The sequence below is a fragment of the Pseudomonas syringae KCTC 12500 genome, assembly GCF_000507185.2.
GTDB lineage: Bacteria > Pseudomonadota > Gammaproteobacteria > Pseudomonadales > Pseudomonadaceae > Aquipseudomonas > Aquipseudomonas syringae.
This window is the reverse complement of sequence record NZ_AYTM02000002.1, coordinates 1,495,905-1,519,363: the sequence shown is the minus strand read 5'-3', so window position 1 is coordinate 1,519,363 and position 23,459 is coordinate 1,495,905. Positions and strand designations below refer to the sequence as shown.

The 23,459-nt window shown below is 60.4% G+C and carries 22 protein-coding genes and 1 pseudogene; 8 read left to right on the top strand and 15 right to left on the bottom strand.

Going from position 1 to position 23,459, the window contains the following annotated elements:
* Window positions 1-111: 111 nt before the first annotated feature.
* The 4 genes from V476_RS07050 to lipA all read left to right on the top strand — a co-directional run bounded on the left by V476_RS07050 (window position 112) and on the right by lipA (window position 3,294).
* Complete coding sequence (locus tag V476_RS07050; RefSeq protein ID WP_003313886.1) at window positions 112-1,272, top strand: D-alanyl-D-alanine carboxypeptidase family protein; 1,161 nt, start codon at window positions 112-114, stop codon at window positions 1,270-1,272.
* A gap of 90 nt (window positions 1,273-1,362) precedes the next feature.
* On the top strand, window positions 1,363-1,638 hold the full coding sequence (locus V476_RS07045) for a DUF493 domain-containing protein (RefSeq protein ID WP_003340907.1): 276 nt from the start codon (window positions 1,363-1,365) through the stop codon (window positions 1,636-1,638).
* The gene (lipB, locus tag V476_RS07040) at window positions 1,638-2,294 is read left to right on the top strand and encodes a lipoyl(octanoyl) transferase LipB (protein ID WP_003313884.1); all 657 of its coding nucleotides are present in this window, start codon (window positions 1,638-1,640) and stop codon (window positions 2,292-2,294) included. The genes V476_RS07045 and lipB overlap by 1 nt, the downstream gene beginning before the upstream one ends.
* Window positions 2,287-3,294 (top strand): lipoyl synthase, encoded by a 1,008-nt coding sequence (gene lipA, locus V476_RS07035; protein ID WP_002555327.1) that lies wholly within the window; start codon window positions 2,287-2,289, stop codon window positions 3,292-3,294. Before lipB ends, lipA begins: the two co-directional genes overlap by 8 nt.
* A gap of 120 nt (window positions 3,295-3,414) precedes the next feature.
* Here the strand turns inward: lipA and V476_RS07030 are convergent, their stop codons facing one another.
* From V476_RS07030 to leuS, 6 genes are all read right to left on the bottom strand, one after another.
* Window positions 3,415-4,752: a lytic murein transglycosylase gene (locus V476_RS07030; RefSeq protein WP_024959358.1), complete on the bottom strand. Its 1,338-nt coding sequence runs from the start codon at window positions 4,750-4,752 to the stop codon at window positions 3,415-3,417.
* Between the two features lie 83 nt (window positions 4,753-4,835).
* Window positions 4,836-4,991, bottom strand: coding sequence for an alternative ribosome rescue factor ArfA (arfA, locus tag V476_RS07025; RefSeq protein ID WP_002555325.1), 156 nt, complete (start codon window positions 4,989-4,991; stop codon window positions 4,836-4,838).
* A gap of 147 nt (window positions 4,992-5,138) precedes the next feature.
* Window positions 5,139-5,351, bottom strand: coding sequence for a hypothetical protein (locus tag V476_RS07020; protein ID WP_003313879.1), 213 nt, complete (start codon window positions 5,349-5,351; stop codon window positions 5,139-5,141).
* Window positions 5,352-5,356: 5 nt separating this feature from the next.
* Window positions 5,357-6,394 (bottom strand): DNA polymerase III subunit delta, encoded by a 1,038-nt coding sequence (holA, locus tag V476_RS07015; RefSeq protein WP_003368796.1) that lies wholly within the window; start codon window positions 6,392-6,394, stop codon window positions 5,357-5,359.
* Window positions 6,395-6,435: 41 nt separating this feature from the next.
* Window positions 6,436-7,041, bottom strand: a complete 606-nt coding sequence (locus tag V476_RS07010; protein WP_003340893.1) for an LPS-assembly lipoprotein LptE — start codon at window positions 7,039-7,041, stop codon at window positions 6,436-6,438.
* A gap of 89 nt (window positions 7,042-7,130) precedes the next feature.
* Window positions 7,131-9,737 (bottom strand): leucine--tRNA ligase, encoded by a 2,607-nt coding sequence (gene leuS / locus V476_RS07005; protein WP_024959357.1) that lies wholly within the window; start codon window positions 9,735-9,737, stop codon window positions 7,131-7,133.
* 312 nt (window positions 9,738-10,049) lie between these two features.
* Here leuS and V476_RS07000 point away from each other — a divergent pair, with 312 nt between their 5' ends.
* On the top strand, window positions 10,050-10,391 hold the full coding sequence (locus V476_RS07000; protein WP_024959356.1) for a hypothetical protein: 342 nt from the start codon (window positions 10,050-10,052) through the stop codon (window positions 10,389-10,391).
* Window positions 10,392-10,492: 101 nt separating this feature from the next.
* Window positions 10,493-11,263, top strand: a complete 771-nt coding sequence (locus tag V476_RS06995) for a YdcF family protein (protein ID WP_024959355.1) — start codon at window positions 10,493-10,495, stop codon at window positions 11,261-11,263.
* Between the two features lie 50 nt (window positions 11,264-11,313).
* On the opposite strand, the gene lnt is transcribed toward V476_RS06995, so the two are convergent.
* The 5 genes from lnt to miaB all read right to left on the bottom strand — a co-directional run bounded on the left by lnt (window position 11,314) and on the right by miaB (window position 16,731).
* The gene (gene lnt, locus V476_RS06990) at window positions 11,314-12,834 is read right to left on the bottom strand and encodes an apolipoprotein N-acyltransferase (RefSeq protein WP_024959354.1); all 1,521 of its coding nucleotides are present in this window, start codon (window positions 12,832-12,834) and stop codon (window positions 11,314-11,316) included.
* A 28-nt stretch (window positions 12,835-12,862) separates the two neighbouring features.
* Window positions 12,863-13,705, bottom strand: a complete 843-nt coding sequence (locus V476_RS06985; RefSeq protein ID WP_003368790.1) for a CorC family transporter — start codon at window positions 13,703-13,705, stop codon at window positions 12,863-12,865.
* A 5-nt stretch (window positions 13,706-13,710) separates the two neighbouring features.
* Window positions 13,711-14,211 carry an rRNA maturation RNase YbeY gene (gene ybeY / locus V476_RS06980; RefSeq protein WP_003319278.1) on the bottom strand — a complete coding sequence of 167 codons (501 nt, stop codon included), beginning with the start codon at window positions 14,209-14,211 and terminating at the stop codon, window positions 13,711-13,713.
* The gene (locus tag V476_RS06975; protein WP_024959353.1) at window positions 14,204-15,226 is read right to left on the bottom strand and encodes a PhoH family protein; all 1,023 of its coding nucleotides are present in this window, start codon (window positions 15,224-15,226) and stop codon (window positions 14,204-14,206) included. The genes ybeY and V476_RS06975 overlap by 8 nt, the downstream gene beginning before the upstream one ends.
* A gap of 176 nt (window positions 15,227-15,402) precedes the next feature.
* Complete coding sequence (gene miaB, locus V476_RS06970; RefSeq protein ID WP_003368786.1) at window positions 15,403-16,731, bottom strand: tRNA (N6-isopentenyl adenosine(37)-C2)-methylthiotransferase MiaB; 1,329 nt, start codon at window positions 16,729-16,731, stop codon at window positions 15,403-15,405.
* A 139-nt stretch (window positions 16,732-16,870) separates the two neighbouring features.
* Between miaB and V476_RS06965 the strand changes: the two genes are divergently transcribed.
* A complete protein-coding gene (locus tag V476_RS06965) occupies window positions 16,871-17,197 on the top strand; it encodes a DUF1820 family protein (RefSeq protein WP_003313868.1) in 327 nt (108 codons plus the stop codon).
* A 42-nt stretch (window positions 17,198-17,239) separates the two neighbouring features.
* Here the strand turns inward: V476_RS06965 and V476_RS06960 are convergent, their stop codons facing one another.
* The 4 genes from V476_RS06960 to V476_RS06945 form a co-directional block, all read right to left on the bottom strand.
* Window positions 17,240-17,788: a tetratricopeptide repeat protein gene (locus V476_RS06960; RefSeq protein WP_003313867.1), complete on the bottom strand. Its 549-nt coding sequence runs from the start codon at window positions 17,786-17,788 to the stop codon at window positions 17,240-17,242.
* Window positions 17,789-18,083: 295 nt separating this feature from the next.
* Window positions 18,084-19,367 (bottom strand): glutamate-1-semialdehyde 2,1-aminomutase, encoded by a 1,284-nt coding sequence (gene hemL / locus V476_RS06955; RefSeq protein WP_003392017.1) that lies wholly within the window; start codon window positions 19,365-19,367, stop codon window positions 18,084-18,086.
* A gap of 205 nt (window positions 19,368-19,572) precedes the next feature.
* Window positions 19,573-20,190 (bottom strand): thiamine phosphate synthase, encoded by a 618-nt coding sequence (gene thiE, locus V476_RS06950; protein ID WP_003313864.1) that lies wholly within the window; start codon window positions 20,188-20,190, stop codon window positions 19,573-19,575.
* Between the two features lie 23 nt (window positions 20,191-20,213).
* Window positions 20,214-21,011: a hydroxymethylpyrimidine/phosphomethylpyrimidine kinase gene (locus tag V476_RS06945; protein WP_024959352.1), complete on the bottom strand. Its 798-nt coding sequence runs from the start codon at window positions 21,009-21,011 to the stop codon at window positions 20,214-20,216.
* Between the two features lie 365 nt (window positions 21,012-21,376).
* Here V476_RS06945 and V476_RS06940 point away from each other — a divergent pair.
* Window positions 21,377-23,370, top strand: a pseudogene (locus V476_RS06940) (sensor histidine kinase).
* Window positions 23,371-23,459: the final 89 nt, after the last annotated feature.

The following is a 23,459-nucleotide window of genomic DNA, read 5'->3' as shown; positions in this document are numbered from 1 at the left end:
AGCCAGGGTTACAGCCTGGCGCCACGAGCCGTACCGAGGCGTTTCGCTTCGCCGGTCTGTTCAGTTTTGCCCGCAAGGGCATGTTTGCCCATTAGGATTCTCGAGAGACGGATGAACATCACCACCTTTGCAAAACGTTTGTGCCTGCTTGTTCCACTGATCATCACCCCGACTGTGTGGGCGGCAGAGCAGATGACGCCTGCTGCACCACAACTGGCGGCCAAGGCCTACGTGCTGATGGATGCCACCAGCGGCAACGTCCTGGTCGAGAACAACGGTGATCAGCGTCTGGCTCCTGCGAGTCTGACCAAGCTGATGACCGCCTACATCGCGACCCTGGAAATCCGTCGCGGCCAGATTGGCGAAAACGATCCGGTGACGATCAGTGAAAACGCCTGGCGCACGGGCGGTTCGCGGATGTTCATCAAGGTCGGCAGCCAGGTCACGGTCAGCGATCTGCTGCACGGCATCATCATTCAGTCGGGCAACGACGCCAGCGTCGCGATCTCCGAGCATATTGCCGGCAGCGAAGATGCCTTTGCCGACATGATGAACAAGACTGCTGCCGATCTGGGCATGACCAACAGCCACTTCATGAACCCGACCGGTCTGCCGAACCCTGAGCACTACTCGTCGGCTCACGACATGGCGATCCTGGCACGCGCGATCATTCACGAAGACCCGGCTCACTATGCGATCTACTCGCAGAAAGAGTTCTTCTGGAACGGCATCAAGCAGCCTAACCGCAACCTGCTGCTGTGGCGCGACAAGACCGTTGACGGTCTGAAAACCGGTCATACCGATGAAGCTGGCTACTGCATGGTGTCGTCGGCAGTACGTGACGGCATGCGTCTGATTGCCGTGGTGTTCGGCACCAACAGCGAACAGGCTCGTGCAGCTGAAACCCAGAAGCTGCTGACCTACGGCTTCCGTTTCTTCGAAACCCAGAACTTCTACCAGAAGGGCACCGAGCTGGCCCAGGCCACTGTCTGGAAAGGCACCGAGCGTCAGGTCAAGGCCGGTCTGGCTGAAGATCTGAGCATGACCATGCCAAAAGGTGACATGAAGAAGCTGTCTGCCAGCATGACCATGAACCCGCAACTGGTTGCGCCAATCGCCAAGGGCGACGTGATCGGCAAGGTCGAGGTCAAGAAAGACGATCAGGTGGTCCACACCGCCAATCTGATCGCTCTTGATGGGGTTGAAGAAGGTGGTATTTTCCGCCGCGTGTGGGATAGCATCCGCCTGTTCTTTTACGGCTTGTTCAACTGATCCAGTAACCAATGCCGACCTTCTCGCGGCCTGCTCATGATCTGAGCGGGCCGCGTGTCCGTCGTCACGGCTTGTGAGACCTTTACTGCCATGACTGATACCGACATCAAGTCGCACAAAATCGAATTTCCCTGCAATGACTATCCGATCAAGGTGATCGGTGACACCAGTGTGGGCTTTACGGCGGCCGTGATGGAAGTGCTTGAAAAGCATGCCACGGTCGACCTCAAGACGCTCGCCGAGCGTCAGAGCAGCAACGGCAAATACACCACTGTGCAATTGCACATTGTCGCTACCGGCGAAGACCAGTTGCGCGATATCAATAGTGCCTTGCGCGCTACGGGTTTCGTGCACATGGTGCTCTGATGGCGGCTACGCTGGGTTTTCGTGATCTGGGCCTGATCGATTACGAAACCGCCTGGCACGCCATGAAGCGCTTTACCGACGAGCGTGGTCGCGAGGCTGCCGATGAAGTCTGGCTGGTCCAGCATCCGCCGGTTTTCACCCAGGGACAGTCCGGCAAGGCCGAGCATTTGCTGCTGCCGGGTAATATTCCTGTCGTACAGGTCGATCGTGGCGGCCAAGTGACTTATCATGGCCCGGGCCAACTGGTGGCTTATCTGATGCTGGACGTCAGGCGCCTTGGTTTCGGCGTTCGCGATCTGGTCACCCGGATCGAGAACACCCTCATCGCCTTGCTCGCCGACTACGGCGTCAAGGCTGCAGCCAAGGCTGATGCCCCCGGCGTATACGTTGACGGCGCGAAAATAGCGTCGCTCGGTCTGCGCATTCGCAACGGCTGTTCGTTTCATGGTCTGGCGTTGAACGTCGACATGGACCTTGAGCCGTTTCGCCGCATCAACCCTTGCGGATACGCCGGACTGGCCATGACCCAACTGAGCGATCAGGCAGGGCAGATAGAATTTTCCGAGGTAAGTGCCCGACTGCGTGCGCAGCTCGTCAAACACCTCGACTACGCTGAGCAGGCGACCCTTACGGGCGGAATAAACCATTATGACTGACACCGTGCAAACCCTGATCCCGACGCTGGATGTTTCCGAGCGAGTGGCCCGTCCGAAAGTCGAAGCGGGCGTCAAGCTTCGCGGAGCGGAAAAGGTTGCGCGCATCCCGGTCAAGATCATCCCGACGGTAGACCTGCCGAAGAAGCCTGACTGGATTCGCGTACGCATCCCGGTTTCTCCGGAAGTCGACCGTATCAAGCAATTGCTGCGCAAGCACAAGCTGCACAGCGTCTGTGAAGAGGCATCCTGCCCCAACCTGGGCGAATGCTTCTCCGGTGGCACTGCAACGTTCATGATCATGGGCGACATCTGCACCCGTCGCTGCCCGTTCTGTGACGTGGGCCACGGCCGTCCGAAGCCGCTCGACGTCAACGAACCGAAAAGCCTCGCCATCGCGATTGCCGACCTGCGCCTGAAGTACGTGGTTATCACCTCGGTGGACCGTGACGACCTGCGTGATGGCGGTGCTCAGCACTTCGCCGACTGCATCCGCGAAATCCGCCTGCTGTCGCCGGGCGTACAGCTCGAAACGCTGGTACCGGATTACCGTGGCCGGATGGACGTTGCGCTGGAAATCACCGCCGCCGAGCCGCCGGATGTGTTCAACCACAACCTGGAAACCGTACCGCGTCTATACAAGGCTGCGCGTCCGGGTTCGGACTACCAGTGGTCGCTGACCCTGCTGCAGCGCTTCAAGCAGATGGTACCGCATGTACCGACCAAGTCCGGGCTGATGCTGGGGTTGGGCGAGACCGACGAAGAAGTCATCGAAGTCATGCAGCGCATGCGCGAACACGACATCGACATGCTGACCCTGGGTCAATACCTGCAGCCTTCGCGCAATCACTTGCCCGTGCAGCGCTTTGTCCACCCGGACACCTTTGCCTGGTTCGCCGAAGAAGGCTACAAGATGGGCTTCAAGAACGTCGCGTCCGGGCCGCTGGTACGCTCTTCGTACCATGCCGACGAGCAGGCCAAGATCGCCAAAGCGATGCTCTGACAACACGGCGCAAAAACAAGAAGGGCCAGGTAGTGATACCTGGCCCTTCTTTTTTGCGGTTGATTATCGTGCCGATGCTCCGCGTTGGCATGCCGTTCTGGACGCTCTGCGTCCTCCCGATTACTGCCCGACAGGCTTGCGCAGGTTTTCCAGCAATTCATGCGTCGGGTAACCGTCGGCTGGCCAGCCGAACGACTGCTGCGCACTGCGGATGGCCTTGCGTGTATTGGCGCCGATAATGCCGTCTGGCGCGCCTGCGTCGTACTGGCGTGCAGAGAGCAGGGTTTGCAGCTCAATGCGCTCTGAGCGGCTCAGCGGCAGGTCTCCGCGTGGCCAGCTGCCCACTACATAGCCCGCGCCCTTGAAACGATCGGAAAGCAGGCTGATCGCCAGTGCGTAGGAAGTCGAGTTGTTGTACTTGAGAATCGCGCGGAAGTTGTCCAGCACCAGAAAGGCTGGCCCGCGATAACCGGCCGGCAACAGCAAGGCGGCTTGCTGCTGGCTGGCGGCGACCGGAATGGCTGAGCCGTCCGGTTGTTTCAGGCCCAGTTGCTGCCATTCAGCAAGACTTTTGCGGGTCGTCGAGTCGGCCAGCGAGTAATCGAATCCCGAGCCGAGCACCACTTCAAAGCCCCAGGGCTGACCACGCTGCCAGCCAGAGCTTTGCAGGTAGTGCGCGGTGGAGGCGAGGGCATCGGCAGGGGTGTTCCAGATATCACGTCGGCCATCGCCGTCAAAATCCACGGCATGGGTGTTGTAGGTAGTCGGGATGAACTGGGTCTGGCCCATCGCACCGGCCCACGAACCGAGCATTTTGTCCGGGGTGATGTCGCCATGCTGGATGATTTCCAGCGCGGCCAGCAACTGGCTCTGTGCAAAGCCGGGACGACGGCCTTCGTAGGCCAGCGTTGCCAGTGAGCGAATGACGGATTGCGTACCCTGGAACGACCCGAAGTTACTTTCCATGCCCCATACCGCGACCAGCGCCTGACGATCCACGCCGTACTGCTGCTCGATCTTCTGCAGGTCGTCGGCATACTGCGAAAGCAGCGCCTGACCCTTGCGTACGCGTGCGGCAGAGATGGCACCGTCGAGGTATTCCCAGACCGGGCGGCTGAATTCAGGCTGGCTGCGGTCGGCCTTGACCACGCTCATGTCTGGGGTGACGCCGGCAAATGCCAGATCGAATACGTCCGCGCGGATACCCGCCTTCAACGCCTGGGCACGAAAGCCGGCCTGCCATTCGCTGAAGCTGACGGCGGGCTGAATCGTGAGGTTCTCATCAACGACCAGCGCTGGCGTAGGCGCTACGGCAGGAGCGTTTGTCTGCACCTTGCTGGATTGAAGAGGCGTGGCATCGGCTGCAGTGGGTTTTTCTGCGCAGGCTACCAGGGCAACAAGACTGGAGGCAGCGATGAGTTGGCGCAGCTGCGGGCGATGGGTAAAACGAGAAGGCATGCTTGAGTCCAAGGGTATTACCGTTAGGTGCAGACCATAACACGGCTAAGCGGTTGAAAGCGCCCCGGAAATGTTGCTCGATATCAGGCTGCCATAAAGCAGGAAGCCTCCCAGCTTTTAGACTGGAAGGCTTCGCGGCGGTAGCTGCCTTTGCCCTTGGCGGGTTGTTCCTGACGACTGCGGAACAAAGGCTGGGCGATGATGGATTTGGCCTTGTTCGGCCGCTTTGGCTTGCTCATGGCGGGTGCTCCTGATGGGTGTTGTAAAACGCTGCGAATCATCGGGCAGAACGGCGCGTGTGTCTAATAGTCGTGTGCTATGACACTGAGCGCGTAGTTGGCCGGGTGAATGAATACCTGTGGGAGCCAACTTGCTCGCGAATTTGATCAAAAATCAAACTGATGCAGTAGCGCCATCATGATGATTGCAAGGGTGGCAACTCCCATGCCTGTCGCCCAATTTGCTGCTGGGGTTTCCGCAAACCAGGAGCCTTTTACAGGGTATTTGCCAAGCGTCAGGAGTTTTACGATTGGCCATCCGACCGGATAGAAAATGGCACGAGCGACGACTTCAAACAGGCCAGTAGGCAGGTCGCACATGAGGCCTACTCCGCAGGCAGCGCCAATCGTTGCCCTGCCATCAGCAGCGCCAGCCGGCTCAGGCTGCTCCATGGCGAGCCTGCTGCCTGGCCTTTGATCTGCGCATCAATGCGTTGCGCATCCATGAGCAGCTGGCTCCAGCGTTTTGCCGAGTGGCGTTGCAGGGCCTTGCTCATCAGTGGCTTGCGCTTGTCCCAGATCGGCGGACGTGCCGAGCTGAACACCTTGTCCAGCGGCACGCCCTGGCTGAATTGTTGCGACATATTGGCCAGAGCGCGCAGTTCGCGGGTCAATGCCCAGAGAATCACCGGCGTTTCGACCCCTTCACCACGCAGTCCTTCGAGCATGCGCAACGCATGGGCAGCTTCGCCATTAAGGACGGCATCGGTCAGGCCAAACACATCGAAGCGTGCACTGTCGGCCACCGCCGCCTGCACGGTCTCGACGGTGATCTGGCCTTCTTCGGCCATCAGCTTGAGCTTTTCGATTTCCTGCGCGGCGGCCAGCAGGTTGCCTTCGACCCTGGCCGCGATCAGTTCGACGGCGTCCTGAGTCGCCGCCAGACCCGCCTGCGACAGGCGCTGGCGAATCCATTGCGGCAGTTGTCCGATGTCCACCGGCCAGATTTGCACGAACTGGGTTTGCGCACCCTCGACCAGGGCCTTGCCCCATTTGGTTTTCTGCGCACTGCCATCGAGCTTGGGCAGGCTGATCAGCAGCAGCGTGTCTTCGGCGGGTCTGGCGCAATATTCCATAAGCGCCGCAGCACCCTTGTCGCCGGGCTTGCCGGAGGGCAGACGCAACTCCAGGAGACGGCGTTCGGCAAACAGCGACATGCTGGCACCCGCCTGGAGCAATGTGCCCCAGTCGAAGCTGGCGTCGGCGCTGAATACCTGCCGCTCATCGAAGCCTTGCTGGCGTGCGGCCGCGCGAATGGCGTCAGCTGCTTCCTGGCAGAGCAGCGGGTCATCACCGCTGATCACATAGACGGGCGCAAGTGTGCCTTGCAAGTGCTTGCCGAGTTGGGCGGGGGCGAGTTTCATGATTCAGAGGATGTCGGGGCCGGAAAACCGGCCCCGAACACTTATCTGGCTGGAACTTCGACAGGCGACTGCTGAGGTGTCTCGTCGCGGATTCGCTGAGCAGCCTCGAGTGCGTCGGCTTCGGCCTTGGCAACTGCGTCGGCCTTGGTCTGCAGTTCGTCCAGACGCGAAGGGGTCAGTTGCTGCAAGCGCGCCATCAGTTTCTGGATCAGGTCGTTGCGCATTTCCTGACGAACCTGAGAGGCTTCCTGATCGGAACCGGTCAGGTTGTTGCCGTCGTGCACGTAGGAACGGTCTGCGGTGACTTTATCGCCAAGCAGGAAGCGATCCCTGTCGCCATGCACTTCATAGGTCAGGGTGGTGGTCAGCTGGTATTCAGCCGAGCGACCCGAGCCCGAGTAGCTGATGGCGCGCTGAGTCTCGGCTTCGTTGGTCAGCATCAGCTTGTAAGGCGCGCCGGTGTAGACCTTGACGCCAGAGCTGGTCAGCAGGCGAGTGAGCTGAGTCACGGTTTCGCCATAGGCGTTGCGGGCGCTGACATCCAGCTCCTTGATCGCCAGCTCGGTGGTACCGGTGCCACGCAGCTGGAAGCCACAGGCACTCAACAGAACAGCCAGGCCCATCACCAGCAAATTGCGTTTGATCATCTTGATGCTCCCCTTGAATCCGTTTGGGCCGCCAGTGCGTGCCCTGGAAATATGTTCGGCGCCCTGCGTTTGCCGGGCGCCCGATCCAATCAGCTTGCGACGATGTTGACCAGCTTGCCAGGCACGACGATCACCTTGCGAATGGTCAGGCCATCAGTGAAGCGCAATACGTTCTCGTTGACGCGTGCAGCCGCTTCGACTTCTTCGCGGCTGGCACTGGCAGGCATCTCGATGTGACCGCGCAGCTTGCCGTTGACCTGAATCACCAGTTGCAGACTGTCCTGCACCAGCGCATGTGCGTCGAATGCAGGCCAGCCCGCGTCGATGACCGGTTCATTGTGGCCCAGTTGCTTCCACAGTTCGTGACTGATGTGCGGCGTGATCGGTGCCAGCAGCAGGGTGACGGTTTCCACGCCTTCCTGCATCAGTGCGCGATCCTGCGGTGTGTCCTGCGGCGCCTTTTCCAGCACGTTCATCAGCGTCATCACTTGTGCGACAGCGGTGTTGAATTTCTGGTTCTGGCCAATATCCTGGCTCGCCTGTCTGATCGCTTGATGAATCGCGCGGCGGATGGTTTTCTGCTCATCGGACAATGCCGCAGCGTCCAGGCCGGTCGATGGGCCTTGAGCCACATGCGCCTGGGCCAGACGCCATACGCGGCGCAGGAAGCGATGTGAGCCTTCGACGCCCGAGTCGGACCATTCCAGGCTCATATCGGGCGGGGAGGCGAACATCATGAACAGACGGCAGGTGTCGGCACCGTACTGGTCGATCATGGTCTGCGGGTCGATGCCGTTTTTCTTCGACTTCGACATCTTTTCAGTGCCGCCGATTTCCACCGGCAGGCCGTCGCTGGTCAGTGTGGCGCTGATCACCTTGGCCTTGGCGTCTCTTTCGAGGGTCACGTCGGCCGGGTTGATCCAGGTCTTCTTGCCGCTGGTTTCCATGCGGAAGTAGGTTTCGGCGTTGACCATGCCCTGGGTGAGCAGGTTCTTGAACGGTTCGTTCGAGGTCACCAGGCCTTCGTCGCGCATCAGCTTGTGGAAGAAGCGGGCGTAGAGCAGGTGCAGGATCGCGTGTTCGATACCGCCGATGTACTGATCCACCGGCAGCCAGTGGTTGGCAGCGTTCGGCTCGACCAGTCCACCCTCGTAATGCGGCGACGCATAACGGGCGTAGTACCACGAGGACTCGACGAAGGTATCCATGGTGTCGGTTTCACGCTTGGCCGGTGCGCCGCATTTCGGGCAGCTGCATTCGTAGAACTCGGGCATGCGCGCCAATGGCGAGCCTGCGCCGTCGGGCACGACATCTTCCGGCAGGACAACCGGCAACTGGTCTTCCGGGACCGGCACGTCGCCACAGGTGTCGCAATGCACGATAGGGATCGGGCAGCCCCAGTAGCGCTGGCGGCTGATGCCCCAGTCACGCAGGCGGAACTGGGTACGGGACTGGCCCAGGGATTTCTTGACCAGCGCGGCTTCAATGGCGTCGAACGCGTCCTGAAAAGTCAGGCCGGTGAATTCGCCGGAATTGATCAGCTCGCCGTGCTCACCGTAGGCCGGTTGCCATGGGGCAGGCGTTTGATCGCCGGCGCTGGTGCGGACCACGGGCTTGATCGGCAGGCCGTACTGGGTGGCGAACTCGAAATCACGCTCATCGTGCGCCGGTACGGCCATGACCGCGCCATCGCCGTAGTGCATCAGCACATAGTTGGCGACCCACACCGGCAGTTTCTCGCCGGTCAGTGGATGCTCGACGAACAACGAGGTCGCCTGGCCTTTCTTTTCCTGCGTGGCAACGTCGGCTTCGGCAACGCTGCCGCCTTTGCATTCATCGATGAACGCTTGCAGTGCGGGGTTGCCTTGCGCCGCCAGGGTTGCCAGCGGGTGTTCAGCCGCCACCGCGACGTAGGTCGCCCCCATCAGGGTGTCGGGGCGGGTGGTGAAGACTTTCAGGGCACCGGCTTCGCCGATCGAGGCCTGGTCGTACGGAAACTGCACTTCCATGCCGCGCGAACGGCCGATCCAGTTGCGCTGCATGGTCTTGACCTGTTCAGGCCAGCCCGGCAGTTCGTCGAGGCTTTCCAGCAGCTCATCGGCGTACGCGGTGATCTTGAAGTAGTACATCGGGATTTCGCGCTTTTCGATCAGCGCGCCGGAACGCCAGCCACGGCCATCAATGACCTGCTCGTTGGCCAGTACGGTCTGGTCGATCGGGTCCCAGTTCACGGTGCCGTTCTTGCGGTAGATCACACCCTTTTCGAACAGGCGAGTGAACAGCCATTGTTCCCAGCGGTAGTAATCAGGCTTGCAGGTGGTGACTTCGCGCGACCAGTCAACCGCCAGACCCAGGCTCTTGAGCTGGGTCCTCATGTAGTCGATGTTTTCGTAGGTCCACTTGGCCGGTGCGACGTTGTTGTCGATGGCGGCGTTTTCAGCCGGCATGCCGAAAGCGTCCCAGCCCAGGGGCTGCAGAACATTCTTGCCCAGCATGCGCTGGTAGCGGGAGATCACGTCACCAATGGTGTAGTTGCGCACATGACCCATGTGCAGCTTGCCGCTCGGGTAAGGAAACATCGACAGGCAATAGAAAGTGTCCCTGCCTGGCTGTTCACTGACTTCAAAAGACTTTTGCTCATCCCAGAACGTTTGGGCGGCGGCTTCGATTTCACGGGGCTGATAGAGTTCGTGCATGGCTACTTTTTACTAAGGATTAGTGACCCTTGACCTCTTCATTGCTTCGCCGAGTCAGGTCGGCACCGCGTGGCGGACAATTGCAACTGTCTGTGCGGTGCGTTCGGGCTCAAGAGCGCGGAAGTGGAATTACAGGAAGCGCAGTAGCATACATGAGGGCCGTCTATCGAGGGAAACCCTGATTGCTCCACTTGTGGGCTCAACGCCCGGCTGACAACCTCATCTGGCCGTTGGTCGTTGTTCCCTACCGGTTCTTGCAGCAGCGCTAAGCTCAAACGCGAGGGTGATGATTATCTTCGATGAGGTGAGCGGATGACAGAGTTGCAGCATGTTGTAAGCCTGACCCGGCTGTATGAGCGTCTGATCGACCGTCTCGGTCTTGCACTCGAGACGGCGAGTACCTCGGTCCGGCTCCGGAACGAGTCGCCTGCCGAGCTTGAGCTCAAGGGGCTGAGTCGTGCCGAGTTCCAGTTGATTGAAGCCTATCTCGAAAAAGGTTCCGGGGAAGCAGGCGCAGTTGTCGCGGACACGTCCACGAGCAGCGGTCTGATTACTGCGGAGCATGGCAGGTCGCCCCGTGCGTCAGCCACCATCGTCTGGCTGAAGGACCGGGGACGAGCCAAGGCATCAGTGCGGCTGGGCCGTAACTCTTAGTCTCTGTACGAAAAGTGGCTGGCTACCTCGGGCTTCCTGTTTCAGACATTGTCGCGTGTCTGCAAACATTCTAGGCTGCGGGCACTCATGGAGATGTCCCGATGCCGCTGCGCTACCTGCTCAAAGCCCTTCTTTTGCCGCCCGGCATTCTGTTTGTCCTGCTGATCCTTGGCTGGTGGTTGCGTCGCACGCGGCCGCGTCTGGCTGCGACTTTTTTCGCGGTCGGCCTCGGCGGATTGTGGCTGATGAGCCTGCCGGTCGCCGTAGAGTTTGCCGCTCGTAAGCTGGAGCAGGTCCCTCCCTTGCCGCAACAGCAGTGGGCGACACTGGCGCAGCAGGCGGATGCCATTGTGGTGCTGGGCAATGGGCGCGAGCGCAACTCGCCGACCTGGGGGACAGACACGCCCACCGGTCTTGGACTCGAGCGCTTGCGTCTGGCGGCTCGATTGGCGAAAGAGTCCGGGCTGCCGATACTGACCTCTGGCGGCCTGCATTTTGACCAGCCGCCCAGCGAGGCGTCGATCATGGCGCAGTCGCTGCAGGACGATTTTGCTATGACGGTGCGCTGGCAGGAGGGGCTGAGCCGCACCACGTGGGAAAACGCGACCATGAGCGCCGCAATTCTGCAGCCGCAAGGTATCAAGCGCGTGGTGCTGGTGACTCAGGCCTGGCATATGCCGCGGGCACGCTGGAGCTTCGAGCAGGCGGGTTTCACGGTGGTAGGTGCGCCGGTCGGCTTTCTGGGGGTCGACAACGCCAGGTCTTTTGGCGGCTGGCTGCCTGAAAGTCGCGTGTTCACGCAGAGCGGGGTGCTGCTCAATGAAGCCGCAGGCTTGCTGGTGTATCCGTGGATCTATCGGAAAGGGCAATGATCATCTGAAGCCGATTTCACCTGCAGGCAGATGAAACCGGCTTCGTGCAGTCAGACGGTCTTGGAAATCCGTGCCGCCATCAACGCCCAGCCAAACAGCAGCAGGCAGACAATCGCCAGCGGCCACGAGCGCCAGTGCAGATAAGGCGTGAGTTCATGCATCGGCACCACTTCGCCGTACAGCACGCCGCGTTCGAACTGCGGAATCTGCTCGGTGATCTTGCCGAACGGGTCGATCAGCGCGGTCACGCCGTTGTTGGTTGCCCGGATCATCCAGCGACCCGCTTCAAGCGCGCGCATCTGGGCCATCTGCAAGTGTTGCAGAGGGCCGATCGAGGTGCCGAACCAGGTATCGTTGCTGACCGTCAGCAGCAGGTCGCTTTGTGCCGACAAGCCAGCGGCGAACTCTGGGTAGACCACTTCGTAGCAGATGAACGGCGCGATGCGATAACCCTTGGCCTGCAATAACGCCTGATCGTTCGGCCCGCGCGCGAAGTCCGACATTGGCAGGTCGAAGAAGGAAATCAGCCCGCGCAGCAGGTCCTGCAGCGGCACGTACTCACCGAACGGCACCAGCTTCTGCTTGTAGTAGGTGCCGTCACCCTGACCCGTGACCGTGATGCCGTTGTAATAACGATACTCACCGCGCCCGGTTGGTTCACGCACCGGTACGCCGGTGATCAGCGCCGCGCCGCGGTCCGAAGCGAACTTGCCCATCATCGACAGATAGCCTTCTGCGCTTTCCTTGAGCACCGGCACGGCGGTTTCCGGCCAGACGATCAGGTCTGCCTGCTGCGAGCGGAAGGTCATGTCGCGGTACAGCGCCAGCTGGTCGTTGAGCTTTTGCGGGTCCCACTTCATGCTTTGTTCGACGTTGCCCTGCATTGCCGCGACTTTCAGTGGCGCGCCGGACGGCGACGTCCAGGCGTGCCCCTTGAGGGCCAGGCCTGTCACCCACGGGGCCAGCAACAGCACCACGCCCATGGCCAGAAACGATTTGCGTGCACGCAGGCGGTGCAGGTTGCACAACAGTGCAGCAGTCATCGCCAGCGAGAACGAAATCAGCCATACGCCGCCGACGGGGGCGAGCCCGGCCAGTGGGCCGTCGAGCTGACTGTAGCCGGAATAGAGCCACGGGAAGCCGGTGAGAAACCAGCCGCGAAACGCTTCCTGCCACAGCCATAGCGCTGCGAAGGCCAGCGCATCGGCCAGCGGTGCCTCATTGCGACGCAGCCAGCGCGCCCAGACCCAGGCGGGCAGGGCGAAGAACAGGGCAATGGCGGCGATGAACAACAGCATCAACAGCCCTGCCAGCAACACGGACGCGCCGCCGTAGGTGTGAATGCTGACGTAGATCCAGCTGGTGCCGGCGCCGTACAGACCGAAGCCATAGCACCAGCCGCGGGCCAGTGCCTGGCGCGGGTTCAGGTCGCGCAAGCCCAGGTAGAACATCGCCACTGCCACCAGCACCAGAGGCCAGATGTCAAAAGGCGCCAGGGCCAGGGTCGTGAGCCCGCCAGCCGCCAGGGCCAGCAGGTTACCGGGCCAGCCGGGGCGGGTTATCCAGCGCATGTAGATTCCTTAAAGCAGCATCAAGTGTTTACGGACGTGAAATGGGCGTCACGCGCAGCAAATGAATGCGACGGCTGTCAGCGCTCAGGATGCGGAAACGATAGGCACCGATTTCAGTGATTTCGTTGCGCTTGGGCAGATGGCCGAAGGCATTCATCACCAGACCGCCCACGGTATCGAACTCGTCGTCCGAGAACGTGCTGTCGAAGAATTCGTTGAAATTCTCGACCGGCGTAAGGGCCTTGACCAGGAAGTCGCCGCTGGGCAGCGGTTTGATGTAGCTGTCTTCCTCGACGTCATGCTCGTCTTCGATATCGCCGACGATCTGTTCCAGCACGTCTTCGATGGTCACCAGACCCGCCACGCCGCCGTATTCGTCAATGACGATGGCCATGTGGTTGTGGTTGGCGCGAAACTCGCGCAGCAGCACGTTGAGACGCTTGGACTCGGGCACGAAGGTGGCCGGACGCAGCAGCTTCTTGACGTCATCGCTGTCGCCGTCGGCCTTGAGGATCAGCGGCAGCAGATCCTTGGCCAGCAGCACACCGAGCACGTCATCGTGGCTCTCGCCGATCACCGGATAGCGCGAGTGCGCAGCGTCGATGACCGCCGGCAGAAATTCACGGGGTGTCTGGGTCGCCTTGATGCTGATCATCTGCGAGCGCGGCACCATGATGTCGCGCACTTGCAGATCAGCCACTTGAATGGCGCCCTCGACGATGGCCAGCGCTTCGCTGTCCAGCAGTTTGTTCTGGTGGGCTTCGCGCAGCAGCTCAAGCAGCTCCTGGCGGTTTTTCGGCTCATGGACAAAGGCCTGGGTCAGTTTACCCAACCATGACTTTTGCCCGTTGCTCGATCGGTCTTCGCTCATAGCCCTTACTCGTGGTCCTTGCTTGGTATGTCTGAATGGGGAAGGTCGGCACTTTCGTCGTCAGCGTAAGGATCGGGATAGCCCAGCTCCTCAAGCAACGTTCGTTCCAGTGCTTCCATTTCTTCGGCTTCTTCATCATCGATGTGGTCGTAACCCAACAGATGAAGGCAGCCATGAATGACCATGTGCGCCCAATGCGCGTCGATGGACTTGCCCTGTTCAACGGCTTCACGGTTGACAACCGGAACGCAGATGACCAGATCGCCCAGCAACGGGATGTCCAGCATGTCGTCTGGAACGTCCGCCGGGAATGAAAGCACGTTTGTTGCGTAATTTTTGTGTCGCCAGGTGTTATTGAGCTCACGGCCTTCGGTTTCGTCAACCAGGCGGATGGTCAGCTCGGAGTCGGCACTGCGCTGACGCAAGCCCATTTCACACCAGAGGCGGAATCGGGCTTCGTCAGGGGCGCTTGTCTCGCTTGCAATCTGCAGGTCCAGCTCAAGCATCGCGGTGTGTGTCCCGTGGGTAACTGTTGTTGCCCGACGGACCATCGCTGAGGCGGTCGTCGAAACGCTCGTAGGCTTCGACGATGCGCTGCACCAGCGGGTGGCGAACCACATCCTTGGGTTTGAAATGCGTGAAGCTGATGCCCGGCACGTCCTTGAGCACATCGATGACATGCGTCAGCCCGGAGCGAGTGCCCTTGGGCAGGTCGACCTGGGTGATATCGCCGGTGATCACGGCCGTGGAGCCGAAGCCGATACGGGTCAGGAACATCTTCATCTGCTCGACGGTGGTGTTCTGACTTTCGTCGAGAATGATGAAGCTGTTATTAAGGGTGCGTCCGCGCATGTAAGCCAGCGGTGCCACTTCAATGACCTGTTTCTCGATCAGCTTGGCGACGTATTCGAAACCGAGCATCTCGTACAGCGCGTCATACAGCGGACGCAGGTACGGGTCGATCTTCTGCGCCAGATCGCCGGGCAGGAAGCCCAGCTTCTCGCCAGCCTCGACCGCCGGGCGCACCAGCAGGATGCGTCGAATCTGCTCGCGCTCCAGTGCATCCACCGCGCAGGCCACCGCCAGGTAGGTCTTGCCGGTACCCGCAGGGCCGATGCCGAAGTTGATGTCGTTGCTGAGGACTTCCTTGACGTAACGCTGCTGGTTCAGGCCGCGCGGGCGAATCATGCCCTTTTTGGTGCGTAGCGAGACGCCGACTTCGGCGGCAGGGTGATTGTCCAGGCCGTCCACCCCCGATTCCTGAAGGAACAGGTGGACCATGTCCGGCGTCAGTTCGGTACCTTTGGTTTCCCGGTACAGACGGCGCAGCAGGTTCTCGGCGGAATGATTTTGTTTGGGGTCGCCAATGAGCTCGAATTGATTACCGCGATTGCGGATCTCGATGTCCAGGCGTTGCTCGATCAGGCGCAAGTGCTCGTCGAGTTGCCCGCACAAGTTGGCGAAACGATGGGCCTCGAAAGGCTCGAGGGTGAAACGATGAGGTTCTATGGGTGCGTTCAAGGTCGTTTAATGGCCGTCCGGCGGCAATTGAGATGTATTGAAGAATACCCCTAGCGCTGGTTGTGCGAAAGCTTTGCCTTGTTAAAGGCTGCGCCAGGGATTCACCGTGCTCAATGGTAGGGACCGCGCAGAAACGAATTCATTCGGCGATTCGTTTCTGCGGCGACACTCAAGCTTTACTGTAGCAGCGAGCCGCGCAACGAGTGAGGCTGCGCGTCATCGATGTGTACATCGGCAAACTGCCCGATCAATTTGGGGTTGTCGCAGCGAAAATTGACGATCCGGTTGTTCTCGGTGCGCCCCTGCAGTTCGCCTGGGTCTTTCTTCGAGTAGTCGGTCACCAGAATGCGCTGGATGCTGCCCACCATCTGCCGGCTGATCTCGAAACCCTGCTGGTTCAGACGATGTTGCAGCGCGGCCAGTCGCTCTTTCTTCAGCGCTTCCGGCGTATCGTCCTTGAGATCCGCAGCGGGCGTGCCCGGACGCGGGCTGTAGACGAACGAGAACGAGAAGTCGAAACCCACGTCCTCGATCAGCTTCATGGTGTTGTCAAAATCCTTTTCGGTCTCGCCGGGGAAGCCGACGATGAAGTCGGAACTGATACTGATGCCCGGCACCGCGGCCCTGAGCTTGCGCAAGCGGGACTTGTATTCCAGCGTGGTGTGGTTGCGCTTCATGGCCGCCAGAATGCGGTCAGAGCCCGACTGCACGGGCAAATGCAGGTGTTTGACCAGCTCCGGCACTTCCGCGTGGGCCTGGATCAGGCTGTCGGAAAATTCCAGCGGGTGCGAAGTGGTGTAGCGAATGCGGTCGATGCCATCGACGGCGGCGACTACGCGGATCAGGTCCGCCAGGTCAGCAACGCGGCCGTCGTGGGTGGTGCCGCGATAACCGTTGACGTTCTGCCCCAGCAGGGTGACTTCACGCACGCCGTTTTCGGCCAGGTGGATCACTTCGCTCAGCACATCGTCGAACGGACGACTGACTTCTTCGCCGCGGGTGTAGGGCACCACGCAGAACGTGCAGTATTTGCTGCAGCCTTCCATCACCGACACGTACGCGCTCGGGCCGTCGACGCGCGGCTCGGGCAAGTGGTCGAATTTTTCGATTTCCGGGAACGAGACGTCGACCTGCGGCAAGCGGGTCACGCGTGCGGCGTCGATCATTTCCGGCAGGCGGTGCAGGGTCTGCGGGCCGAACACCACGTCCACGTAGGGCGCGCGATCGCGAATGGCTGCGCCTTCCTGGCTGGCCACGCAGCCGCCGACAGCGATGACCATTTCCGGATTGGCCAGCTTCAGCTCACGCCAGCGGCCCAGCTGGGAGTACACCCGGTCCTGGGCGCGCTCACGAATCGAGCAGGTATTGAGCAGGATCACGTCGGCGTCTTCCGCGCGAGCGGTGACTTCCAGGGCCTGATGTTCGCCCAGCAGGTCGACCATGCGCGAGCTGTCGTACTCGTTCATCTGGCAACCGTGGGTTTCGATATAAAGCTTTTTGGCCATGCGTGATGATCAACCGTGTCAGTGAACCGCGCATTATAAGGATGAAGGGCTCGGGTTCCTAGCGTCGGCTGTCCGACGAGGCGGGCGGACATGCTATAGTCCGTGCCCCTTTTTCATCTCTGATCGTTACCCGCCCGTTATGACCAAACGCGAAGCTCCAATCTACAAGGTGATTTTCCTCAACCAGGGACAGGTGTTCGAGATGTACGCCAAGCAGATTTACCAAAGTGATCTGTGGGGCTTTCTGGAAGTTGAAGAATTCGTCTTCGGCGAGCGCACGACCGTTGTGGTGGACCCCAGCGAAGAGAAGCTCAAGGCCCAGTTCGAAGGCGTGGTGCGCAGTTTCGTGCCGATGCATTCGATTGTGCGCATCGATGAAGTCGAACGCATGGGCACACCGAAGATCAGCGAAGCGCGCGGCACCAGCAATGTGATGCCGTTCCCCATGCCGATGCCGGAAAAGTAAGCGTTGCAGGTGTGAATCGCGATTGCCCTGAAAGATTCCTGATCAGGGCAACGGAGAGAAAGGACTGCGCCCTTCGGCGGTCTGCAGTTCAAGCAGGTACTTGCGGAAAATCTGCCCAAGTACCTGAGTGGCCACTTCGAGCTCGTCACGCGGCATCTTTGCCGAGACTTCGTCGGCAGCGTCAAGCGCCTCTTCCGAGCCATTGACCGCGGCCATTTTCAGCACGACGTAGGCCTGAATGTTGTTGGCCTGCACACCTTCGCCACGGCTGAACATCAAGCCCAGTTGGTACTGCGCTTGGGCATGGCCCTGCAGTGAAGCCTGCTCGAAATAATTCAGCGCCTGCGGCAAGTCGCGAGGTGCATTTTTGCCCTCGTAATAGAACTCACCCAACTCGTACTGCGCCTGCGCGTCCCCACCCTTGGCGGCCTGCTGGCAGGCTTCAAGCGCTGCAGGCAGGTTCTCTGGCTGGGTATTGAGGGTGCAACGACCCATCGCCGGGACTAACAACGAGTTGCCGCCGGCACTTGCCAGCAGGGGATAGACAAGCAACAGGCAGCCCAATACAAGGGTGCGGCCGGTGCGGTTCATGGGAGTCGACTTACCTCTGAAAAAGGTGCGGGCATGCCCGACCAGCTAAACGTGCTGGCTGCGCATTATGAAATAAGCAGAGCCAACCTTACAAAGTCTTTACGGATTTTCTGCTGCACGGCTTTAAAACGTCCTTTTTTCGGGCGGATTACCTGAAAGAGGGTTGTCGTCAGCCTGTATGTGCAGTGTTCGCATTGCATTGTAGAAGCAAAATACGGACTTAACGTTCAGTTTCATTCGTAGCCATCACTCGCGCCGGTTCACTGACACCCTGCGCGGGTGATGCCTGACGAGCTTATTTCAGCGCAGCGAATGCTTTTTCTGCGGCATCCAGAGTCAGCTTCAGCTCGGCATCGCCATGGGCGATAGAAGTGAAACCCGCTTCGAATGCGCTCGGCGCGAGGTACACGCCGCCGTCCAGCATCAAGTGGAAGAAGCGCTTGAAGCGCTCGGAGTCACTGGTCATCACGTCTTCGAACGTGACGATTTCTTCGGCTTCGCTGAAGTACAGGCCGAACATGCCGCCGGCCTGAGTCGTCACAAACGGGATACCTGCGGCATCGGCGCGCTGTTGCAGACCTTCGAGCAGGCGGCGGGTGTAGTCGCTCAGTTCGTCGTGAAAGCCGGGACGGCTGATCAGGCGCAGGGTGGTCAGGCCGGCCGCCATTGCCAGCGGGTTGCCCGAGAGGGTACCGGCCTGATAGACCGGGCCGAGCGGTGCGATGTGCGACATGATTTCGCGTTTGCCGCCAAAGCAGCCGACCGGCATACCGCCACCGATGATCTTGCCGAAGGTGCTCAGGTCGGGCGTCACTCCGTAGTAAGCCTGGGCGCCACCGAGGGCTACGCGAAAACCGGTCATCACTTCATCGAAAATCAGCACCACGCCGTGCTCGTCGCACAGGTCGCGCAGGCCTTGCAGGTAGCCAGGCGCGGGCGGCACACAGTTCATGTTGCCAGCCACTGGCTCGACGATGATGCACGCTACTTCCTGACCCACTTCGGCCAGCAGGTCACGCACGGCGTCGAGGTTGTTGAACGGCACGGTCAGGGTGTGTTTTGCAAAGGCCGCAGGTACGCCGGGCGAGCTGGGCACGCCCAGGGTCAGCGCGCCGGAGCCTGCCTTGACCAGCAGGCTGTCGGAGTGACCGTGGTAGCAGCCTTCGAACTTGAGGATGCTGTCGCGGCCGGTGAAGCCACGGGCCAGGCGAATCGCACTCATGGTCGCTTCAGTGCCCGAGCTGACCATGCGGACCATCTCCATGGACGGCACCAGTTCGCAGACCAGGTCGGCCATTTCGGTTTCCATGGCCGTCGGTGCGCCGTAGGACAGGCCGTGTTCCAGCTGGCTGCGCACGGCATCGAGCACGTCGGGGTGGCTATGGCCAAGAATCATCGGGCCCCAGGAGCCGACGTAATCCACATAACGCTTGTCGTCTTCGTCAGTCACGTAGGCACCCGCAGCGTGCTTGAAGAACAGCGGCGTGCCACCCACGCTCTTGAAGGCGCGAACCGGCGAATTGACGCCACCGGGGATGTGTTTTTGGGCGTTGGCGAACAGTGTTTCGGAACGGGACATGATCGGGTCTCTGCTTTGAAACGGGGAATTCGTGTCTACGCTGGGGTCAGCCGAGGCGGGCAGCTTCAGGGTGGGCTGCTTTATTGGGTGGCATGAGCCAGAGAAGGCGCAGGAACACGCACTATATCAAATGAAGCGCGGCTGCGAATGAGGATCCACGTACTTGTGGGAGCGTCGCCCGGTTCGCCCCCACAACGATTCCGCTCTACAACAGCGCCGTGAAAGCTTTTGCCCGGCGTGTCACTTCCTGGGTATTTTCAGCGCCGAACAAACCGTGCACCACGGCGAGCAGGTCGGCGCCGTGCTCGACCAGTTGCGGCGCGTTCTCCAGGGTAATGCCACCAATCACCGCGATCGGCAGGTGGACCCGGGCACGCACCTGAGCGATCAGGTCCAGCGGTACGGCGGGGGCACCGGGTTTGGTCTGTGAGTTGAAGAACCTGCCAAATGCCACGTACGTCGCGCCATCAGCCTTGGCTTGCTCGGCCAATTCCACGCGGCCATGACAGGTAGCCCCGACAATCGCCTTGTGCCCCAGCAGGGCGCGGGCATCGGGCAGCGAGCCGTCCGACTGCCCCAGGTGCACGCCTACCCCCAGGCGCGCAGCCAGCTCAGCGTCATCGTTGATGATCAGCCGGGTCTTGTAGCGTTCGCAGAGTTTGAGCAGTTCGGTCGCTTCGCGCAGACGGCGGGACTCGTCACTGTTCTTGTCGCGGTATTGCAGCAGCGTCACGCCGCCGTCCAGCGCAGCTTCGACGTACGAAAGAAATTTGCCGGACAGCAACTGGCTGTCGGTAATGGCATACAGGCCACGCAGTTTCATGAATCGACCCTCATGGCGATGTGTTACGAGCAAAAATCCAGCGGCAGCCGACGTGGCACGAATTGCCCCCGGCCCAACTGTTCGGCATCCCTCAGGGTCCGCCAGGTGTAGTCGAGTGCCGATTTCACCGCGCTGACCAGTTCCTGCCCCTGAGCGATGCGCCCGGCCAGTGCGCTGGCCAGGGTACAGCCAGAGCCGTGGTAACTGCCGGGCAGACGTTCGCAGACGAAGGTGTGGGTCTGGCCGCCGCGCAGGTACAAGCGGTTATGTATTTGCTGCTCATCACCATGGCCGCCAGTGATCAACAGATATTCACAAAACGGCAGTAGTCTGTCAGCGCACTCATCCGCAGTGCCTTCGGGCAGCTCGGCAAGAATGCGGGCTTCCGGAAGGTTCGGCGTAGCGATGGTCGATAGCGGCAACAGGCGCTCGCGCATGGCGTAGCCGACCTCGTCCTTGCCCAGTCTGCCGCCGCCGCCAGCGCGTAACACCGGGTCACAGACCATGGGCAAATGCGGGTGAGCCAGAAGCAGATCGACTATCGTATCGACCATGTCCAGTGAGCCCAGCATGCCCAGCTTGACGGCTGCTACGCTCGAATCGTTGAGGACTGCATTGGCTTGCGCCATCACCCACTCGCGATCCAGCACGCGGAAATCACTGACGTTCACGGTGTCTTGCACGGTGAGCGCGGTAATCACCGGAGCGGCATGGCAGCCCTGGGCTAGCAGGGCTTCTATATCGGCCTGCATACCGGCGCCGCCACTAGGGTCGTGACCGGACAGGCAAAGGACTACGGGGCGGGAGCTATAGATATTCATGGTGCGCGAGCTTATCACTAAACCTTTCGCGGGCCGCTCGGGGTGCCGGTTTTTTCTTGTGGATCAAGCTCAAGCGGCGACAACCGCAGGCTCGACAAAACCTTAAAAAGTACTCATGTTTGCTCTGCAGTCACCGATACAGAGCTATTACCTTGATTTTGATCGCGATACTGTCTTTAAGCTATTAGCGGCTATGCTTGATTGGCAAGGCTGACGAGTGACGGTTCGGTTGTTTATTGATGTCTGCCGGTACATGTGCACGTTCAATGGTGTGTTTGAATCATTAGCCTGTTTCAAGGATAGAAATTTGCGGGACGTCGTAATCAATGGATGGATTGAACGCGACGACCTACCTTGGGGCTTCAATGCGCTATCTGTTGATCATTCTGGCTCTTTGGCTGCCGTTGCAGAGTCATGCAGTCGAGTTTGATGAAAACACTCGTTTTCTGTCGTTGGGCCGTGCCATTCAGGTATTCGAGGACCCGACCGGCGAGGCGACCATCGAAAGCGTCAGCGCCGCCTCTCACGCCGGTGCCTTTCAGCCCGTGCCTGCCGGAACCTTCAACGCCGGTTATTCACGTTCCGCCTTCTGGCTGAAAGTCGAGCTGACGTATCGCCCCACAGATGCCAGCATTCATAACGACTGGCTGCTGGAACTGGCCTATCCGCCAATGGACCACATTGACTTCTACGGCCCGGATGCCGACGGGCAGCCGACTCGAGCCTGGCATACCGGCGATATGCTGCCGTTCTCCAGCCGTCAGTTCGCCCAGAACAACTACCTCTTTCAGTTGGACCTGCCGCCTGGCCAGACGCGAACCCTGTACATGCGTATTCGCAGCGAAGGCGCTGTTCAGGCACCGCTCTACCTCTGGTCCACCCACGCCTATCTGGATGCGCAGCCCTCCAAGGTTTACGTCTTCGGTCTGATCTACGGCGTGCTGCTGGGCATGCTGGTCTACAACTTGTTCATCTACCTCAGCGTTCGTGAGGTGGATTACCTGTATTACCTGCTTTACGTCGCCTCGTTCGGGCTTTACCAGATGTCGATCAACGGCGTTGCCATCGAATACCTGTGGCCTGACAGCCCTTGGTGGGCGAATGCGTCGACCCCCTTCCTGATATCGCTGGCGACGTTATTCGCCTGCCAGTTTTCGCGCAGCTTTCTGGGTACGGCACAATTGAGCCGCTGGCTTGACCGCCTGCTGCTGGCGGTCATCGGCGCTGCCGTACTGGTCATGGGCATGGCCTTGTTCCTCAGCTACGGGCCGGCCCTGCGCGGCGCGGCTCAGCTGGTCATGGCAGGCGCCCTGACGATCTATCTGGCGGGTATCGTTGCGGTCGTCAAAGGCGAAAGGGTCGGGCGCTATTTTGTGCTCGCCTGGTCGGTGTTCATGGTCAGCGGACTGATCTTCGGCTTGATGCTGCTCGGCTATCTGCCCAATACCTTCCTGACCATGTACGCCTCGCACATCGGCACGGTGCTGGAGATGGCCTTCCTGTCGATGGCGCTGGCCGACCGTATCAACCACGCCCGCCGGCAACAGGCGCAAACCTTGCTGGCTGCCGGTCAGGATCTTGAGCGTCTCAACCAGCAACTGGCCAACAGCAACCGGCTGAAGGACGAGTTCCTCGCCACGCTCACCCATGAGTTGCGCACGCCGATGAACGGCGTGATCGGGTCGCTGGAGGTCATGCAGACGCTGGACATGGACGATGAACTCGAGATGTATCAGCAAACCGCCGCCAGTTCGGCGCGCGACATGATGAGCATGATCAATGGCATCCTGACCCTCACCGAGCTGCAGGCCGGTGTGCTGTACGCCGACTGCGAGTCGTTTGCGCCCGAGGATCTGGCCTACAGGCTGGAGGAGCGCTTCAGCGGTGCGGCTCAGGCCAAGGGCCTGATATTGACGCTCGATCTGGACGATAAACTGCCGCCGAACCTTCGCGGCGACGCGAGCAAGCTCTACCAGTGCATCGAGTGTCTGGTGGACAACGCGTCAAATTCACCCGCAAGGGTGCTGTGCAGGTGCGTTTCAGCGGTCATCCGCAGGACCTGGAGCGCCTCTACCTGCGGGTCGAAGTGATGGACAGCGGTATCGGCTTCAGCCGCCTGGACGAAGCCCGGCTGTATCAGCATTTCTTTCAGGTCGACGGCTCCATGACCCGGGAATACGGCGGGCTGGGCATCGGCCTGGCGATCTGCCGGAAACTGGTCGAGCTGCAGGGCGGCGAATTGAGTCATCGTTCCGAACCCGGCAAGGGCAGCTGTTTCACGCTGAGCGTCCCGATGCTGATGGTCGTGCCGGGCGCAGTGCGCAGGGCGCCTGAACTCAAGGCTCAATGGGGCATATAAGCGGCCTTATAGCGTCATCAGCTGAAAGCGCCGGCGGTTAGGCGGCTACGGCACTTTTGCGAGGGGCGGGTGCGTGATTCACTGTGTGC

What these genes read in the sequence shown, in the direction of transcription:
- lipB (WP_003313884.1), top strand. Translation starts at nt 1,638, where the DNA reads ATGGCGGCTACGCTGGGTTTTCGTGATCTGGGCCTGATCGATTACGAA.
- lnt (WP_024959354.1), bottom strand. Translation starts at nt 12,834, where the DNA reads ATGCGCTGGATAACCCGCCCCGGCTGGCCCGGTAACCTGCTGGCCCTG.
- V476_RS07020 (WP_003313879.1), bottom strand. Translation starts at nt 5,351, where the DNA reads ATGTGCGACCTGCCTACTGGCCTGTTTGAAGTCGTCGCTCGTGCCATT.
- lipA (WP_002555327.1), top strand. Translation starts at nt 2,287, where the DNA reads ATGACTGACACCGTGCAAACCCTGATCCCGACGCTGGATGTTTCCGAG.
- hemL (WP_003392017.1), bottom strand. Translation starts at nt 19,367, where the DNA reads ATGTCCCGTTCCGAAACACTGTTCGCCAACGCCCAAAAACACATCCCC.
- V476_RS06945 (WP_024959352.1), bottom strand. Translation starts at nt 21,011, where the DNA reads ATGAATATCTATAGCTCCCGCCCCGTAGTCCTTTGCCTGTCCGGTCAC.
- leuS (WP_024959357.1), bottom strand. Translation starts at nt 9,737, where the DNA reads ATGCACGAACTCTATCAGCCCCGTGAAATCGAAGCCGCCGCCCAAACG.
- miaB (WP_003368786.1), bottom strand. Translation starts at nt 16,731, where the DNA reads ATGGCCAAAAAGCTTTATATCGAAACCCACGGTTGCCAGATGAACGAG.
- V476_RS07000 (WP_024959356.1), top strand. Translation starts at nt 10,050, where the DNA reads ATGACAGAGTTGCAGCATGTTGTAAGCCTGACCCGGCTGTATGAGCGT.
- V476_RS06965 (WP_003313868.1), top strand. Translation starts at nt 16,871, where the DNA reads ATGACCAAACGCGAAGCTCCAATCTACAAGGTGATTTTCCTCAACCAG.
- V476_RS06985 (WP_003368790.1), bottom strand. Translation starts at nt 13,705, where the DNA reads ATGAGCGAAGACCGATCGAGCAACGGGCAAAAGTCATGGTTGGGTAAA.
- holA (WP_003368796.1), bottom strand. Translation starts at nt 6,394, where the DNA reads ATGAAACTCGCCCCCGCCCAACTCGGCAAGCACTTGCAAGGCACACTT.
- V476_RS06995 (WP_024959355.1), top strand. Translation starts at nt 10,493, where the DNA reads ATGCCGCTGCGCTACCTGCTCAAAGCCCTTCTTTTGCCGCCCGGCATT.
- thiE (WP_003313864.1), bottom strand. Translation starts at nt 20,190, where the DNA reads ATGAAACTGCGTGGCCTGTATGCCATTACCGACAGCCAGTTGCTGTCC.
- ybeY (WP_003319278.1), bottom strand. Translation starts at nt 14,211, where the DNA reads ATGCTTGAGCTGGACCTGCAGATTGCAAGCGAGACAAGCGCCCCTGAC.
- V476_RS06960 (WP_003313867.1), bottom strand. Translation starts at nt 17,788, where the DNA reads ATGAACCGCACCGGCCGCACCCTTGTATTGGGCTGCCTGTTGCTTGTC.
- V476_RS07045 (WP_003340907.1), top strand. Translation starts at nt 1,363, where the DNA reads ATGACTGATACCGACATCAAGTCGCACAAAATCGAATTTCCCTGCAAT.
- arfA (WP_002555325.1), bottom strand. Translation starts at nt 4,991, where the DNA reads ATGAGCAAGCCAAAGCGGCCGAACAAGGCCAAATCCATCATCGCCCAG.
- V476_RS07030 (WP_024959358.1), bottom strand. Translation starts at nt 4,752, where the DNA reads ATGCCTTCTCGTTTTACCCATCGCCCGCAGCTGCGCCAACTCATCGCT.
- V476_RS07050 (WP_003313886.1), top strand. Translation starts at nt 112, where the DNA reads ATGAACATCACCACCTTTGCAAAACGTTTGTGCCTGCTTGTTCCACTG.
- V476_RS07010 (WP_003340893.1), bottom strand. Translation starts at nt 7,041, where the DNA reads ATGATCAAACGCAATTTGCTGGTGATGGGCCTGGCTGTTCTGTTGAGT.